Raw genomic sequence first — 15,975 nt, 5'->3', positions numbered from 1 at the left:
CACAGAGAAACAGGTGACGGTCATGCCCGCGAAGCCCCCCGCCGACGTCTCCCCCCTGAGCCGGGCGGCCCGTCTCGTCGCGGAGCTGTCCGCGCACGATCCGCAGTACCGGGCCGCGATGCCGCTCCCGGCGGTCCGCGAGGCGGTCCGTGAGGCCGCGCGCGACCAGGTGCTGTCGCGGACGGTGGCGACGGTCATGGCGGGGTACGCCGACCGCCCCGCCCTGGCCCGGCGCGCGACGGAGCCCGTCACGGACCCGGTCTCCGGTCGTACGTCGCTGCGGCGGCTCCCCGAGTTCACGACCGTCACCTACGGCGAGCTGTGGGCGCGGGCCGGGGCGGTCTCGGCCGAGTGGGCGGCGGACACCCGACTCCCGCTGTCCCCCGGCGACTTCGTGGCGATCTACGGCTTCACCAGCGGCGACTACGTCACGGTCGACCTGGCGTGCCTGCGCCACGGCGCGGTGTCCGTGCCGCTCCAGTCCGGCGCGCCGGTCGCCGGGCTCGCCCCGATCCTCGCGAAGACCGGGCCGAAGGTGCTCGCGGTGAGCCTCGAACTCCTCGACCGGGGCGTGGAGTTGGCGCTGTCCGCCGAAGTGGCCCCGCGCCTGGTCGTGTTCGACTTCCACGCCGGGGACGACGCACAGCGCGAGGCGTTCGAGGCGGCGTCCGCGAGGCTGACGGCCGCCGGGCACGCCGCCCCGCTGCCGCTGGAGGCGGTGATCGAACGCGGGCGCGCCCTGCCCCCGGCCCCGCTGTTCGTGCCCGGCCCCGACGAGGACCCGGTCCGGCTCCTCATCTACACGTCCGGCAGCACGGGCACCCCCAAGGGCGCCATCCAGACGGAACGCATGCTGCACCGGGCGTGGGCGGGCGCCGTGCCCATCCCCGACGACGTGGCCTCCATCGTCGTCAACTACCTCCCGCTGAGCCATGTCGCGGGCCGTTCCTCGCTGGTGGAGACCCTGCGCCGGGGCGGAATCTCGTACTTCACCGCGCACAGCGACCTGTCGGACCTGTTCGAGGACATCGCGCTGGCCCGCCCGACGGCCCTGCTGTTCGTGCCGCGCGTCTGCGACCTGCTGTTCCAGGAGTACCAGGCCGAACTTGCCCGGCGTGCGGGCGAGTTCGCGGACGCCGGGGCGCTCGACGCGGCCGTGAAGGCGGACCTGCGGGAGCGGTTCGTCGGCGGCCGGCTCATCCAGGCGCTGTACGGCAGCGCGCCCCTCTCCGCCGAGCTGCGCGAGTTCATGCACACCTGCCTCGACCTGCCGGTCCTCGACGGCTACGGCTCCACCGAGACCGGCTCGGTCCTCCTCAACACCCGCGTCCAGCGCCCCCCGGTGACCGACATCAAGCTCGTCGACGTCCCCGAACTCGGCTACTTCGCCACCGACTCGCCGTATCCGCGCGGCGAGCTGGTCCTCAAGTCGGCGACCCTGACGCCCGGTTACTACCGCCGCCCCGAGGTGACGGCCGCCGCCTTCGACGCGGACGGCTTCTACCGCACCGGCGACATCATGGCCGAGGTCGGCCCCGACCAGTACGTGTACGTCGACCGCCGCAACAACGTCGTCAAGCTCGCCCAGGGCGAGTTCGTCGCCCTCTCCCGCCTCGAAGGCGTGTACGTCACGCATCCGCTGATCCGGCAGATCTACGTGTACGGCAACAGCGAACGCGCCCACCTGCTGGCGGTGATCGTGCCGACGCGGGAGAACTGCACCCACGAGGATCTCGCCGCCGCCCTCCAACAGGCCGCGCGGGAATCGGAGTTGAACTCGTACGAAATACCGCGCGCGTTCCTCGTCGAGACCGAGCCGTTCTCGCTGGCCAACGGCCTGCTCAGCGACACCCGCAAGAACCTGCCGCCCCGCCTCAAGGCGCGGTACGGGGAGCGACTGGAGGCGCTGTACGAGGAGTTGGCGCGGGAGCAGGAGGACGCGGTGCGCGTCCTGCGCGACGAGGGCACCGGGCGGCCGGTGTCCGAGACGGTCGAGCGTGCCGCCCGCGCGCTGCTGGGGAGTTCGGCCGCCGACGCGCGCTTCACCGACCTCGGCGGCGACTCGCTGTCCGCGCTGTCCTTCTCGACTCTGCTCGCCGAGATCTTCGGGGTGGAGGTGCCGGTCGGCACGGTTCTGAGCCCCGCGAACGACCTGCGCGCTCTCGCCGCCCACATCGAGGCGCGGCGCGCGTCGGGGGCGAGCCGTCCGACGTTCGCCTCGGTGCACGGCGTGGGCAGGACGGTCGTACGGGCCGGTGACCTCGCGCTGGAGAAGTTCCTCGACGCGGGGGCGCTCGCCGAGGCGGCTCAACTCCCCGCGCCTGGCCGTGAAACACCGAGGACCGTCCTCCTCACCGGCGCCAACGGCTATCTCGGCCGGTTCATGTGTCTCGACTGGCTGGAGCGGCTCGCGTCCGGTGGCGGTCGCCTCGTCTGCGTCGTACGCGGCAAGGACGACGCGGACGCGCGGGCCCGGCTGGACGCGGCGTTCGACTCCGGTGACCCGGAACTCCTGCGCCGCTATCGCGAGTTGGCGGCCGGGCGGCTCGATGTGCTCGCCGGGGACATCGGAGCGGAGCGCCTGGGGCTGGCCGGGGAGACGTGGCGGCGCCTCGCCGAGGACGTCGACCTGATCGCCCACCCGGCGGCGCTGGTCAACCATGTCCTGCCGTACGAGCAGCTCTTCGGCCCGAACGTCGTCGGCACCGCCGAGCTGATCCGCCTCGCGCTCACGGCGCGGGTCAAGCCGTTCGTATACGTCTCGACGACGGCGATCTCCACCACGCTGGACGAGACGTCCGATATCCGGGAGTCGATCCCCGAGCGTGCCCTGACCGACGCGTACGCCGCCGGGTACGGCACGAGCAAGTGGGCCGGCGAGGTCCTGCTCCGGGAAGCGCACGCCCGACTCGCCCTCCCCGTGGCCGTGTTCCGCTCGGACCTGATCCTCGCCCACCCCCACCACACCGGCCAGCTCAACCCGGCCGACGTCCTCACCCGCCTCCTCTTCAGCATCCTCAGCACCGGCCTGGCCCCCACGTCCTTCTACTCCGAGGAGGGCCGCGCCCACTTCGACGGCCTCCCCGTCGACTTCACCGCCGAGGCGATCAACACCCTGGGCGCACAGCCGATTTCGGCCCACCGCACCTACAACGCGGTGAACCCCCACGACGACGGAGTCTCCCTGGACACATTCATCACCTGGCTGGAGGAAGCGGGCCACCCCCTACGTCGCCTCCCCCACACAACATGGTCCCCCCGCCTGGAAACGGCCCTCCGCTCCCTCCCGGAACACCACCGCCCCCACACGCTCCTCCCCCTCCTCCACGCCTTCGCAACTCCCCAACCCCCCACCCCCACCTCACCAGTTCCCGCCACCCACTTCCACGAAGCGGTCCGCGAGGCAGGCATCGGCCCGGACAACGACATCCCGCACATCACCCAAAACCTGATCACCAAGTACGCAACGGACCTACGCCAGTTGGGCCTGCGGTAGAGAACCCCATGCGCACCCGGCAGACGGCCACCGAGATCGGCGAAGTCTTCGGCGTGGAGCCGGTGTTGAAAAAGGAGCTGAGGGAGAAGTCGTACGGGGAGGCCGAGGGCAGACCCAAGGCGTGGCTCGACCAGCGGTTCGTGGCACCGCCCGCCCAGGGGGAGCGGCTGTGGCACGACGAGGGGGTCAAGGGGGCGGAGACCAAAGGGGCTTGCGTGGAGAGGGTGTACGCCGCGACGGCCGGCATCCTTGAACGGCCGTGCGCGCACCAGATCGTGGTCACCCACGGCGGCTCGCTCACATTCGTCGTGGCGGCGTGGATCGGTATGCCGGCCGAGGCTGCGGGACACGTCAGCTTCCCGGTCCCCGCCGGGAGCATCACGACGCTGGTCGAGGACGACCACTTCCACAACCGCCAGGTCACCGGCCTCGGCGTCCTACCCGGCTGACACGCGAACGGCGCCCCAGGAAACCCCGGGGCGCCGACATGACGTACCGTCAGAAGACGCTCACGCCATACGCGTTGAGCGCCTCCGTGACCGGCTGGAAGAACGTCACCCCGCCGCTCGTGCAGTTGCCGCTTCCGCCCGACGTGAGGCCGAGTGCGGTGGTGCCGGAGAACATGGAGCCGCCGCTGTCGCCGGGCTCGGCGCAGACGTTGGTCTGGATGAGGCCGCTCACCGTGCCCTCGGCGTAGTTCACCGTGGCGTTGAGGCCGGTGACGCTCCCGCTGCGCAGCCCGGTCGTGGAGCCGCTGCGCTGCACGGACTGCCCGACGGTCGCGTTCCCGGCGGCGGTGATGTCGCGGTAGCTGCCGTTGTAGAGGTAGACCCGCCCGTCGGCGGCCGAGGCGTTGGCGTGCCGGATGATCCCGTAGTCGTTGCCGGGGAAGCTGGACCCGGTCCGCGTCCCGAGGGTCGTGCTCTGGCCGGAGTTGGTGTACCAGGTGGAGCCGATGGCCGTGCAGTGCCCGGCGGTCAGGGCGTAGTACGTGTTCCCGCTGCGGACGTTGAACCCGAGGGAACACCGCCCGCCGGAGTAGATCGCGTCGCCACCGGCGATGAGCTTGCTGAACGTGCCGGGCGTCCGGTTGATCTGGAGCCCGCCCGCCCGGTCACCGGCGGCGGCCTTGATCTCGGCGATCTCCGCCGCGCTGACGGTCGCGTCGGCGGTGACGACGACCTTGCCGCTCGCCGGGTCGGTGTACCAGGCCGTGCCGACGACGTCGGCGGTCTCGACGGCGTCGGTGACCTGCGCGAGCTGGGCGCCGCTCAGTTTCACGGGCGTCGCATCGGCCGCCGCCGCAGGTACGGTCACCGCCGCCGCGGCGACGAACGCCGACGCCACCGCGACGAGACGGGCTCTCTTGGACAGGGTGCGGACAACTCTCACTGCAACCTCCGAAGTGGGGTTCCGGGCCCGTTGGGGTGGCGGGCCCGTGAGGTGCACACGCCGGACCTTGTTTCGGTCATGAGCGCGTCAAGATTTGACACAGAAATCCTCAACTCCGCACGGGAGAAGGAACAAGGTCAATTTCCGGACGCACACGCACACCCACCCCACGAACCCCACCGACCCCAGTCCCCCCACCACGAAACGCGCCTCCACCGAAGGCGCGCCTCGTTCACTTACGCACGTTCACACCCCATACGTCACCCGCGCCCCGCTGGCCGATTCGCGCCCTGGCGATCCCCGACCCGCCATGAGAAAGCCGCACGCGCGAGAGCCGCACTCACCGCCAGTCGAACACGCCCGCGCCCTGCGCCTGCTCCGGCACCTCGGGCGCCTGCTCCGCGTCCCACTCCGTACGCCCCATCACAACCTCCGGGTCGAACATCACGATGACCCCGGCGATCAGCAGCAGAATCAGCGGCCCGGCGAGCATCACCAGCATGAAGGAGAGCAGGTTGGCGGAGGACTGCCCGCTGACGGTGCCGTGCGCGGCATGGACACTGACCGCCGCCATCCCCGTGTAGTGCATGACGGACACGGCGGCCCCCATGACGAGGCTCGCACCCAGCGTCGCCCACACCGCACTGATGGAGACGGCGGCCCACAGCGCGGCGGTCGCCGCGACCACCGCGATCACGACGGAGAGAAGGACGACCCCGTTGTCGTACCGGAGCCCGTTGACCTTGAGCGCGCCCATGCCCATGTAGTGCATCACGGCGACACCGAGCCCGGTGATCGTGCCGGCGACCCCCAGCGTGACGGGCCCCGAACCCCGGTAACCGACGAGGAAGACGCCGACGGCGACGACGGCGATCGCGACGAGGAGGCTGAGGATCGTGAGGCCGGCGTCGTACTCCATGAGCTCGCCGTCGACGGTGAAGCCGATCATCGCGATGAAGTGCATGGTCCAGATCCCGCAGCCGAGCGACACCGCGCCGAGGGCGAGCCAGCCCCAGCGCCGTTCACCGCCGACGCGCCGCAGCGAGCGGGTGGTGCAGCGCAGGGCCAGGATCGAGCCGACGCACGCCATGACGAAGGCGGCGATGGGGGTGACGAGACCGTAGTGGAACTCCGACAGGGTGGCGCTCACGGTGCCGATGCCTCTCTACGCGGGTCCAGAACAAGCCACTTGGCCAATTCCTTCACCATTCAACCACGACTCACTTACGCGATCATCACACCGTCACCTCATACGCCTAACTCCCAAGCCCACCCCAGCCCGCCCTAGTCCACCTCAGCCGCCCCCAGACATGCCAAAACAGCCCCCGCACCCAAGCACGGCGGCCGATTCAGCCCCTCCAGACCCTCACCGCCCAGGCGGCGGAGCCGTACTCTCCCGCACCACGAGCCGCGTAGGCACCAGCGTCGTCCCATGCGTAGGCCCGTCGTGCCGCATCTTCCGCAGCACCGCCCGCACACACAGCCGCCCCACCTCGGCGAAGTCCTGATGCAGCGTGGTCAGCGGCGGCAGGAACGAGGACGCCTCCGGGATGTCGTCGAACCCGATGACGCTGACATCCTCCGGCACCCGCCGCCCGCTCTCGTGCAGCGCCCGCAGCAGCCCGAGCGCCATCTGGTCGTTGGCCGCGAAGACCGCCGTGCAGTCCTCCCGCGCCGCGAGGTCGAGCCCCGCCCGGTACCCCGACTCGGCCGACCAGTCCCCGCTGACCGGCGGCGGCACCGGCCGCCCGGCCTGCACGAGCGTCTCCCGCCACGCGTCCGTACGGCGCTGCGCGGCGAAGGAGTCCTCGGGCCCCGACAGATGCCAGACGGTCCGGTGCCCGAGCCCGAGAAGATGCTGGACGGCGGTCCGGGTCCCCCCGGCCTGATCGGTGTCGACGACCGTGTACCGCTCGCCCGCGTCGGAGTCCGCGACCACCACTTGGACGTACGGCGGCAGATTGATCGTGGCCGCGTCCAGGAGGTGCACCTCCATGATGACGATCACAGCGTCGACGGCGAGTTCTTCGAGCCGCGTGAAGGCGCCGCGCACCTCGTCCTGGGTGGGGACGGCCACCGGGAGGAGGGTCACCGCGTACCCCTCGGCGGCGGCCGAGTTGGCGATCGCCTCCAGGGTGCGGACGTTCCCGGTGGAGGAGAGCGAGAACGTGATGACGCCGAGCGTGCGGAACTCGCCGCGCTTGAGGGCACGGGCGGCGCTGTTGGGCCGGTAGCCCAATTCACGCATCGCGTCGAGCACTTGGCGACGTGTCTCCTCGGTCACGCCCGCATAACCATTCGACACGCGCGAGACGGTCTGGGAGGACACGCCGGCGACCCGGGCGACGTCGGCCATCGACACGCTCGCGCGTCTTCCCCTGGTCTCGGCGGGTGCGGACCCCTGCGCCGGGATGCTGTGTGTCGTGTCCATTTTCAACCCCCGGCCTCTTCCTCTCGTCACCTCGGCCACGCTCTCCCCCGGAGACTCTTGACCTGCGTCATCGGAGGAGTGTAGACATGCCGCCATCAGATGTTTACGTAAACATAACAGCTCGGGTCTCTTTTTTTGCTGGCTGATGTTTACGTAAACATCGAGGCGGCGCCGCACTGGAAACCCACGAGGCGTCGCGGGTTCCATGAGTGGACGAGCGAGGATCGATCATGAAGACGCTGCAACCGCCGGCCGCCGCCGAGCCGCGGCCGGCACCGCCTCCGGCGAAGAAGGACCGCCGTTCCTGGACCGGCTGGGGGTTCATCGGCCCCTTCGTGGCCGTGTTCGCCCTCGTCTTCCTGGCGCCGATCGCGTACTCGATCTATCTGAGCCTCTTCCGTGACCAGCTCATCGGCGGGAACCACTTCGTCGGCCTCGACAACTACACCCAGGCGCTCCAGGACTCCCAGTTCTGGGACTCCCTGGCCCGGGTCGGGATCTTCCTGCTGATCCAGGTGCCGATCATGCTCGGCATCGCCCTGCTGGTCGCCCTCGCGCTGGACAGCGGCCGGCTGTACGGCAAGAGCTTCTTCCGGATCACGATCTTCCTGCCGTACGCGGTCCCCGCGGTGGTCGCCACCCTGATGTGGGGCTTCATGTACGGCACGAAGTACGGCCTGGTCCGTGACATCAACGACGCGTTCGGTGTCACGCTGCCGAACCTGCTCGACCCCAGCTGGGTGCTCGCCTCCATCGGCAACATCGTGACCTGGGAGTTCGTCGGCTACAACATGCTGATCTTCTACTCGGCGCTGCGGGTCGTACCGACCTCGCTGTACGAGGCGGCGGAGATCGACGGCGCCGGACAGTGGCGGATCATCCGCTCGATCAAGATCCCGGCGATCCGGGGTTCGCTCGTGATCGCGACGATCTTCTCGGTCATCGGCAGCTTCCAGCTCTTCAACGAGCCGAGCATCCTCCAGCCGCTCGCGAAGAACGCGATCACCACCGACTACACGCCGAACTTCTACACGTACTCGCTGTCCTTCAACGGCCAGCAGCACAACTACTCCGCGACCGTCGCGATCATCATGGGCGTGATCACGATGATCGTCGCCTACGTCGTGCAGCTCCGCGGCATGCGCAAGGGAGCGTGACGAACGATGACCACCTCTGTCACCACCGCTCCCGCCAAGAGCTCGCCGAAGCTGCGCACCCCGCGCAAGGGCAAGGCGTACAGCGCGAACAAGCCGCGCCGCAGCAAGCTGCTGACCGGCCTGATGACCCTGATGGCGGTCTACACGATCGCCCCCCTGGTGTGGCTGATCATCAGTGCCACCAAGACCCAGGAGGGCCTGGCCGACTCGAACGGCCTGTGGTTCGCGAAGCACTTCGCCCTGTGGTCGAACATCCACGACACGTTCACCTACCACGACGGCATCTTCGGCCGCTGGCTGCTGAACACCCTGTTGTACGTCGTCCTCGGCGCGGGCGGCGCGACGCTGCTCGCGGTGCTCGGCGGGTACGCGCTGGCGAAGTTCGACTTCGTCGGCAAGAAGGCCATCTTCGCCGTCGTCATCGGCGCGGTCGCGGTGCCGGGTACGGCGCTGGCGGTGCCGACGTTCCTCATGTTCAGCAAGATGGGCCTGACCGACACCCCGTGGGCGGTCATCATCCCGTCGCTGGTGTCCCCGTTCGGCCTCTACCTGATGTGGGTCTTCGCGGCCGAGGCCATCCCGACGGAGCTGCTGGAAGCGGCCCGGATGGACGGCGCCGGGGAGGTGCGGACCTTCTTCCAGGTCGCGCTCCCGCTGCTGGCGCCGGGCATCGTCACCGTCCTGCTGTTCACGACGGTCGCCACCTGGAACAACTACTTCCTGCCCCTGATCATGCTGAAGGACCCGGACTGGTACCCGCTCACGCTGGGTCTCAGTTCGTGGAGCGCGCAGGCGCAGACGATCGGCGGTGACGTGATCTTCAACCTGGTGATCACGGGCTCGCTGCTCACGATCCTGCCGCTGATCGCCGTGTTCCTCCTGCTCCAGAAGTACTGGCAGTCCGGTCTGTCGGCCGGAAGCGTCAAGGAGTGACTCCGGCGCCCCCAAGCCCCACAATTGCGCACAAAACGCAGTACCCCCACCCTCACCCGATCCACCCACGAAGAAGTGGAAGCACCATGCGCAGAACAACGAGCCGTGTCCTCCGCGGCGTCGCCCTCGTCTCCGCCCTCGCCATCGGCGCCACTGCCTGCGGCAGCTCGGACGACGGCGACTCCTCGCAGAAGGCCGTCTCGGCCGGGGACCTCCAGGCCGCGCTGGACAAGGGCGGCGACATCACGGTCTGGGCCTGGGAGCCCACGCTGAAGACCGTGGCCGCCGACTTCCAGAAGAAGTACCCGAAGGTCAAGGTCAACCTGGTCGGCGAGCGCTCGGGCGACAAGCACTACACGGCGCTGTCGAACGCGATCTCGGCCGGCAAGGGCGTCCCGGACGTCGCCCAGGTCGAGTACTTCGCCGTCGGCCAGTACTCGCTCACCAAGGGCCTCACCGACCTGTCGAAGTTCGGTGCCGACAAGCTCGCCTCGAAGTACACGCCGGGCCCGTGGAACGCCGTCAGCGACGGCTCCAAGGTCTGGGGTCTGCCGATGGACTCCGGCCCGATGGCGATGTTCTACAACAAGCAGCTCTTCGACAAGTACAAGATCGCCGTCCCCACCACGTGGGACGAGTACCTGGACGCGGCCCGCAAGCTCCACAAGGCCGACCCGAAGGCGTACATCGCCAACGACACCGGTGACGCGGGCTTCACGACCTCCATGCTGTGGCAGGCCGGCTCGCGCCCGTACAAGGTCGACGGCACCAAGGTCGGCATCAACTTCGACGACGCGGGCGCGAAGAAGTTCGAGACGGTCTGGCAGACGCTGGTCAACGAGAAGCTCCTCGCCCCGGTCACCGGCTGGACCGACGACTGGTACAAGGGCCTCGGCGACGGCACCATCGCGACCCTCGCGACCGGCGCCTGGATGCCCGCGAACTTCGTCACCGGTGTCGCCGCAGGCGCCGGCAAGTGGCGTGCCGCGGCCATGCCGCAGTGGGCCAAGGGCGAGAAGGCGAGCGCGGAGAACGGCGGCAGCTCGCTGACCGTCCCGGCGCTGGCCAAGAACAAGGAGCTGGCGTACGCGTTCACCGAGTACGCGAACTCCGGCGCCGGTGTCGCCACCCGCGTCTCCGAGGGCGCCTTCCCCGCCACCAAGGCGGAGCTTGAGTCCCCGGCGTTCCAGGCCAAGAAGTTCGACTACTTCGGCGGCCAGGAGGCCAACAAGATCTTCGCCGAGTCCGCGGCGATGGTCGCGAGCGACTGGAAGTACCTTCCCTTCCAGCCGTACGCGAACTCGATCTTCAACGACACCGTCGGCAAGGCGTACGTCTCCTCCACCACCCTCGCCCAGGGTCTGAAGGCCTGGCAGGACGCCTCCGTGAAGTACGGCAACGAGCAGGGCTTCACGATGGAGAAGTAGGTCTTCTCCGCCAGCAGTTCAGAACGACCGGGCGGCGCGGCCCTGTGCCGCGCCGCCCCCGTGCACCCCCTCGGGAAGGACCGCCATGATCTCCACCCTCCACGCCCGCGCAGCGCGCGGGACGGACGGTGACCTCGCCCCGCGCTTCTCCTACGGCGCCGACTACAACCCCGAGCAGTGGCCTCGGGAGGTGTGGGAGGAGGACATCCGCCTGATGCGGGCGGCGGGCGTCAACGTCGTCTCGCTGGCGATCTTCTCCTGGGCGCGCCTCCAGCCCGGCCCCGACACCTGGGACTTCGGCTGGCTCGACGAGGTCATGGACCTGCTGCACGCGGGCGGCATAGGCGTCGACCTCGCCACCGCGACGGCCTCGCCGCCGCCGTGGCTGACGACGGCCCACCCGGAGATCCTCCCGGTCACGCAGACCGGCGAGACCCTGTGGCCGGGCGCCCGCCAGCACTGGCGGCCCACCTCCCCGGTCTTCCGCGAGCACGCCCTGCGCCTGGTGCGCACGATGGCGGACCGCTACCGGGACCACCCCGCGCTGATCGCCTGGCACGTCTCCAACGAGCTGGGCTGCCACAACATCTACGACTTCTCGGACGACGCCGCGCGCGCCTTCCGGACCTGGCTGACCGACCGCTACGGCACCCTCGAAGCCCTCAACCACGCCTGGGGCACGGCGTTCTGGTCGCAGCGCTACACCGACTGGGAGCAGATCCTGCCGCCCCGGCTCGCGGCCTCGCACCCGAACCCGACGCAGCAGCTCGACTTCAAGCGGTTCTCCTCCGACGTCCTGAAGGACTACCTGCGCGCCGAGCGCGACATCCTGAAGGAGATCACCCCGGACGTCCCGGTCACCACCAACTTCATGGTGATGGGCGAGACGAAGGGCATGGACTACGCGGACTGGGCGGCGGAGGTCGACTTCGTCTCCAACGACCACTACGTCCTGCCCGGCCCGCAGTCGCGCGACGAGCTGGCGTTCTCCGCGAACCTGACCAGCGGCATCGCGGGCGGCAAGCCGTGGTTCCTGATGGAACACTCCACCAGCGCCGTGAACTGGCAGCCGGTGAACGTCGCGAAGCGCCCCGGCGAGATGGCGCGCGACGCGCTGCTGCACGTGGCGCACGGCGCGGACGCCGTCTGCTACTTCCAGTGGCGGCAGTCGGCGGCGGGCGCCGAGAAGTACCACTCGGCGATGGTCCCGCACGCCGGTGAGGACAGCGAGGTCTTCCGCGCGGTCGCCGCCCTCGGCGCGACCCTCAAGACCCTTGCCCCGGTGGCCGGTTCGGACCGTGAGACGGCGCGCGTCGGCATCGTCTTCGACTGGGACTCCTGGTGGGCGAGCGAGCAGGACTCACACCCCACCGAGCTCCTCAAGTACCGCCAGGAGGGCCTGGACTGGTACTCGGCGCTCCTCGCGCTGGGCGTGCGCGCCGACCTGATCACCAAGCGCTCCGACTTCTCCCGCTACGACGTGCTGATCACGCCGGTCCTGCACGTCATGCCGGCCGAGCTGGCCAAGGACCTGACCCGGTACGCCGAGCAGGGCGGCCACCTGATCGCCACGTACTTCTCGGCGGTCGTCGACGAGAACGACCACATCTGGCTCGGCGGCTACCCCGGCGCCCTGCGCGACCTGCTCGGCATCCGTGTCGAGGAGTTCGGCCCGCTCCTTCAGGGCGAGTCGGTCGCGCTGGACGACGGCACCACGGGCACCCTGTGGACCGACCGCATCACCCTGGCCGACGAGGCGACCGAGGTCCTCGCCCGCTACGAGTCCGGCAACCAGTCCGGGCGTCCGGCCGTCACGCGCCGTACGACGGGCGGGGGTTCGGCGTCGTACGTGTCGACGCGCCTGGGCGTCGAGGGGCTCACCGCGCTGCTGCCGAAGCTCCTGGGGCCGGCCGGCGTGGAGAGCGAGCTGCCCGCCGGGGCGCGCGGGCGCGTGGAGCTGACCGTGCGCAAGGGCGCCGAGGAGCGGTTCCTGTTCCTCGTCAACCGCACGGACGACGAGGTCGACCTGAGCGGCTTCGCCGGTGACGTGCTGTACGGGTCGTTGGTCCTCGGACCGCGTGAAGTGACCGTCGTACGCCGCCCGTTGGTCTGATCCCCCCACCTTCCCGACTCCCCGGGCGACGTGTGTCCGTCCGCCCGGGGCCACCCCCTCCTGCCCACACGGCGGGAGGGGCCACCGCAGCGTTTCCACCTATGAGAGCTGGGAGCAACACGATGGCACGACTCACCCGCAACAGACGCTTCCTCGGGGCGGCCTCGATGACCGCGCTGGCGACCGGGGCGGCTCTGCTGACCGTCCCCGCGCCGCTCGCGCAGGCCGATACCACCACCCCGTCGGTGACCGTCCAGCCGGATCCGTCGTACAAGCAGGACAAGTTCGAGGGCTGGGGCACCAGCCTGGTCTGGTTCGCCAACGCGACCGGCGACTACCCGAAGGAGGTCCGCGAGAAGCTCGCGAAGCTCCTGTTCGGGGACGACGGGCTCGCGCTGAACATCGCGCGGTACAACATCGGCGGCGGCAACGCCCCTGATGTGCCGGACTACTTGCGGGCCGGCGGCGCCGTCGAGGGCTGGTGGAAGGCCCCGGCGGGCACCACCCGCACCGACACGGACTGGTGGAACGCGGACGACCCGGCCGACTGGAACCCGAAGGCGGACGCGACCCAGCGCTGGTGGGTCGACCGCATCAAGAAGGACATCACGCACTGGGAGACGTTCTCCAACTCCCCGCCGTGGTTCATGACCGTCAGCGGCTACGTCTCCGGCGGGTTCAACGCCAACGACGAGCAGCTGAAGGAGAGTTCGGTCGACGACTTCGCCGCCTACCTCGCGGGGGCGACGAAGCGTCTGGAGAAGTCCTCCGGGATCAAGGTCGACACCGTCGACCCGTTCAACGAGCCCAACACCGGCTACTGGGGCACCCGCCTGGACGCGAACGGCCAGCCGGTCGCCGGGCGTCAGGAGGGCGCGCACATCGGGCCCGCCATGCAGGAGAAGGTCCTCGCGGCGCTCGCCCCCGCGCTGAAGAAGGCCAAGGTCGGCGCCGAGATATCGGCGATGGACGAGACCAACCCCGGTCTGTTCGCGACGAACTGGAACTCCTACTCGCAGGCGTCCAAGGACCTCGTCGGCCAGATGAACGTCCACACCTACGGCACCGGCCAGCGCACCACCGTGCGCGACCTCGCCAAGGCGGCCGACAAGCCGCTGTGGATGAGCGAGGTCGAGGGCGACTGGGGCGACGGGCAGAGCTTCACGGACATGCGTCCGGGTCTCGGCCTCGCCCAGCAGATGGTGAACGACCTGCGCGAACTGGAGCCCAAGGCCTGGGTGTTCTGGCAGCCGGTCGAGGACTACGACAACATGAAGCCGGGCGGCGAGTCCGCCAAGGGCGGCAACTGGGGTTCCATCCAGCTCCCGTTCAGCTGCACCTCCAAGGACACGCTGAAGTCGTGCCCGATCTTCACGAACACCAAGTTCGACACGGCCCGTAACTTCACGCACTTCATCAAGCCCGGCGACAGCCTGATCAAGGTGGACGACACGTCCAGCGCCGCCGCGGTCACGAAGGACGGCAAGGGCGCGTCCCTGGTCCACGTCAACTCGACCACCGCGCCGCGCACGGTCGTCCTCGACCTCTCCCGCTTCGGGAAGATCGACCGGAAGGCGACGGTCACCCCGACCGTCACGGACGTCGACGGCAAGCTCGTGAAGCAGGCCGCGGTCAAGGTCGTCGACGGCAAGGCGTCGTTCACGGTCCCCGCGCAGTCGGTGACCTCGTTCGCCGTCAAGGGCGTCTCCGGTGTCGCCCAGGACGCGAGCCTCTTCAGCAAGGGCAAGGCGTACACGCTGACCGGTGTGCAGTCGAACAAGGCTGTCACCCTCGGCGCGAACGGCACGAGCCTGACCATCAACTCGGCGAGCGGTGGGGTCGCCCAGCAGTGGCGTCTGGAGCAGGTGTACGGCACGACGGGCAACCGGCTGCGGTACGTCTTCGCCAACCCGGCGGAGGGCAAGCGGATCGCCGTGCGCAATGACGTGCCGGTGGCCGAGCCGAACACGGGCCAGCGTGACGCGGCGACCGAGTGGATCCTGTCCACCACGGGCGACGGCACGTGGACCCTGGTGAACGCGGCGACCGGCCGCCTCCTGGAGGTCGGCGGCCAGGCGACCAACGAGGGCGCCGCCGTCACCACCTGGTACGGCAACTCCGGCGCGAACCAGCGCTGGCGGATCGCCCGCGTCAACTGACGCGACTGGGGCCCCTTTTCGAGGGGCCCCAGCTTTTTTGTGAAGGCTTCTTACGGCGCCGTCGGCACCGGGCTCGGCCCGCTCCCGGTGAGCTGCACGATCTCCCCGCCGATCTCGGGCCGAAGCTTCTTCAGCACCTCGACCTTCCCGCCGACGGCCCACTGGGGTCCCACGATGTAGGTCCCCCCGTAGATGGCCGCCGCGTCGAGCCAGGTGTCCTTGAGGGACTCCTTCGGGAACGTCGTGATGATGTAGTCCCCCTGCCCGGTCCGGCAGCTCCCCTCCCGCAACTCGGCGGCCTGGATGCGGATGCTGGCGGTGCACCCGGTCATCCCCGCGATGATCTCGACCTTCGCGGGCGCGACGACCTGCGCGGCAGCGGCGGGCTGAGTCGACGCCGACTCCGACGCCTTGGCCGCCGGCTTCCCGTCCCCTCCCCCACAGGCGCTGACCAACAAGAGCAGGGCGCCTACGGCGACGCCTCGGACGATGTGCGGCACGGCGGTGGCTCCGGGGTCGGACGGGGTGCGTACGTCGTACTGATACGGGCGTACGGGTACGTCCGTTCAGCGCCGCTTGCTCCCCGGGTGCCGGCGGTGCGGGTCGAACAGGCTCGCCGCCATCCCCGCCACCACCAGCCCCGTCGCCAGCGCCAGGCCGTGGGGCAGTGCGATGCCGACGAACAGGAGCGCACCCGCCGCCGCGAGAGACCACCAGGCGCGGCCTCTGCGGTATTCGCGGGGCCGTTCCGGGTGGCCCTCGGCGAGGGATCGGGCGAAGCGCGCGTCGTCCCGTTCGGTGGCGGACGCCAGCGCTTCCAGGCGGTCGTCGTGGCCGTCGGACACGGGTCCTCCTGTCCTGAGGGTC

12 protein-coding genes are annotated in these 15,975 nt (G+C 69.8%); 7 read left to right on the top strand and 5 right to left on the bottom strand.

All coding sequences use genetic code 11. From position 1 onward, the window contains the following. The first annotated feature begins 22 nt into the window (after positions 1-22). Together car and J8M50_RS45695 are read left to right on the top strand one after the other, a co-directional pair. Entirely contained in the window at positions 23-3,496 is a 3,474-nt protein-coding gene (car, locus tag J8M50_RS45700) for a carboxylic acid reductase (protein ID WP_050987383.1), read from the top strand. 8 nt (positions 3,497-3,504) lie between these two features. After that, the gene (locus tag J8M50_RS45695; RefSeq protein ID WP_010358815.1) at positions 3,505-3,945 is read left to right on the top strand and encodes a histidine phosphatase family protein; all 441 of its coding nucleotides are present in this window, start codon (positions 3,505-3,507) and stop codon (positions 3,943-3,945) included. Positions 3,946-3,994: 49 nt separating this feature from the next. Here the strand turns inward: J8M50_RS45695 and J8M50_RS45690 are convergent, their stop codons facing one another. From J8M50_RS45690 to J8M50_RS45680, 3 genes are all read right to left on the bottom strand, one after another. After that, positions 3,995-4,888, bottom strand: a complete 894-nt coding sequence (locus J8M50_RS45690; protein ID WP_040838095.1) for a S1 family peptidase — start codon at positions 4,886-4,888, stop codon at positions 3,995-3,997. A 340-nt stretch (positions 4,889-5,228) separates the two neighbouring features. Further along, positions 5,229-6,038: an MHYT domain-containing protein gene (locus J8M50_RS45685; protein ID WP_010358818.1), complete on the bottom strand. Its 810-nt coding sequence runs from the start codon at positions 6,036-6,038 to the stop codon at positions 5,229-5,231. A gap of 216 nt (positions 6,039-6,254) precedes the next feature. Next, on the bottom strand, positions 6,255-7,319 hold the full coding sequence (locus J8M50_RS45680) for a LacI family DNA-binding transcriptional regulator (protein ID WP_050373811.1): 1,065 nt from the start codon (positions 7,317-7,319) through the stop codon (positions 6,255-6,257). A gap of 230 nt (positions 7,320-7,549) precedes the next feature. On the opposite strand from J8M50_RS45680, the gene J8M50_RS45675 reads away from it, so the two are divergent. From J8M50_RS45675 to J8M50_RS45655, 5 genes are all read left to right on the top strand, one after another. Continuing rightward, positions 7,550-8,476, top strand: coding sequence for a carbohydrate ABC transporter permease (locus tag J8M50_RS45675; protein ID WP_010358820.1), 927 nt, complete (start codon positions 7,550-7,552; stop codon positions 8,474-8,476). Positions 8,477-8,482: 6 nt separating this feature from the next. Then, positions 8,483-9,409 (top strand): carbohydrate ABC transporter permease, encoded by a 927-nt coding sequence (locus tag J8M50_RS45670; RefSeq protein ID WP_010358821.1) that lies wholly within the window; start codon positions 8,483-8,485, stop codon positions 9,407-9,409. Between the two features lie 86 nt (positions 9,410-9,495). Beyond that, entirely contained in the window at positions 9,496-10,836 is a 1,341-nt protein-coding gene (locus J8M50_RS45665; RefSeq protein WP_010358822.1) for an ABC transporter substrate-binding protein, read from the top strand. A gap of 85 nt (positions 10,837-10,921) precedes the next feature. Next, positions 10,922-12,949 carry a beta-galactosidase gene (locus tag J8M50_RS45660; RefSeq protein WP_010358824.1) on the top strand — a complete coding sequence of 676 codons (2,028 nt, stop codon included), beginning with the start codon at positions 10,922-10,924 and terminating at the stop codon, positions 12,947-12,949. 122 nt (positions 12,950-13,071) lie between these two features. Beyond that, on the top strand, positions 13,072-15,108 hold the full coding sequence (locus J8M50_RS45655) for an RICIN domain-containing protein (protein WP_010358826.1): 2,037 nt from the start codon (positions 13,072-13,074) through the stop codon (positions 15,106-15,108). Between the two features lie 50 nt (positions 15,109-15,158). On the opposite strand, the gene J8M50_RS45650 is transcribed toward J8M50_RS45655, so the two are convergent. Next, positions 15,159-15,608, bottom strand: coding sequence for a hypothetical protein (locus J8M50_RS45650; RefSeq protein WP_010358827.1), 450 nt, complete (start codon positions 15,606-15,608; stop codon positions 15,159-15,161). Positions 15,609-15,674: 66 nt separating this feature from the next. Beyond that, positions 15,675-15,953: a DUF3040 domain-containing protein gene (locus J8M50_RS45645; protein ID WP_010358828.1), complete on the bottom strand. Its 279-nt coding sequence runs from the start codon at positions 15,951-15,953 to the stop codon at positions 15,675-15,677. Between the last annotated feature and the right edge of the window lie 22 nt (positions 15,954-15,975).

Source organism: Streptomyces acidiscabies, assembly GCF_020010905.1.
Lineage (GTDB): Bacteria > Actinomycetota > Actinomycetes > Streptomycetales > Streptomycetaceae > Streptomyces > Streptomyces acidiscabies.
Note: the sequence above shows the minus strand (reverse complement) of the source record. Positions and strands in the feature narration are given on the sequence as shown.

What these genes read in the sequence shown, in the direction of transcription:
- car (WP_050987383.1), top strand. Translation starts at nt 23, where the DNA reads ATGCCCGCGAAGCCCCCCGCCGACGTCTCCCCCCTGAGCCGGGCGGCC.
- J8M50_RS45695 (WP_010358815.1), top strand. Translation starts at nt 3,505, where the DNA reads ATGCGCACCCGGCAGACGGCCACCGAGATCGGCGAAGTCTTCGGCGTG.
- J8M50_RS45680 (WP_050373811.1), bottom strand. Translation starts at nt 7,319, where the DNA reads ATGGACACGACACACAGCATCCCGGCGCAGGGGTCCGCACCCGCCGAG.
- J8M50_RS45675 (WP_010358820.1), top strand. Translation starts at nt 7,550, where the DNA reads ATGAAGACGCTGCAACCGCCGGCCGCCGCCGAGCCGCGGCCGGCACCG.
- J8M50_RS45670 (WP_010358821.1), top strand. Translation starts at nt 8,483, where the DNA reads ATGACCACCTCTGTCACCACCGCTCCCGCCAAGAGCTCGCCGAAGCTG.
- J8M50_RS45665 (WP_010358822.1), top strand. Translation starts at nt 9,496, where the DNA reads ATGCGCAGAACAACGAGCCGTGTCCTCCGCGGCGTCGCCCTCGTCTCC.
- J8M50_RS45660 (WP_010358824.1), top strand. Translation starts at nt 10,922, where the DNA reads ATGATCTCCACCCTCCACGCCCGCGCAGCGCGCGGGACGGACGGTGAC.
- J8M50_RS45655 (WP_010358826.1), top strand. Translation starts at nt 13,072, where the DNA reads ATGGCACGACTCACCCGCAACAGACGCTTCCTCGGGGCGGCCTCGATG.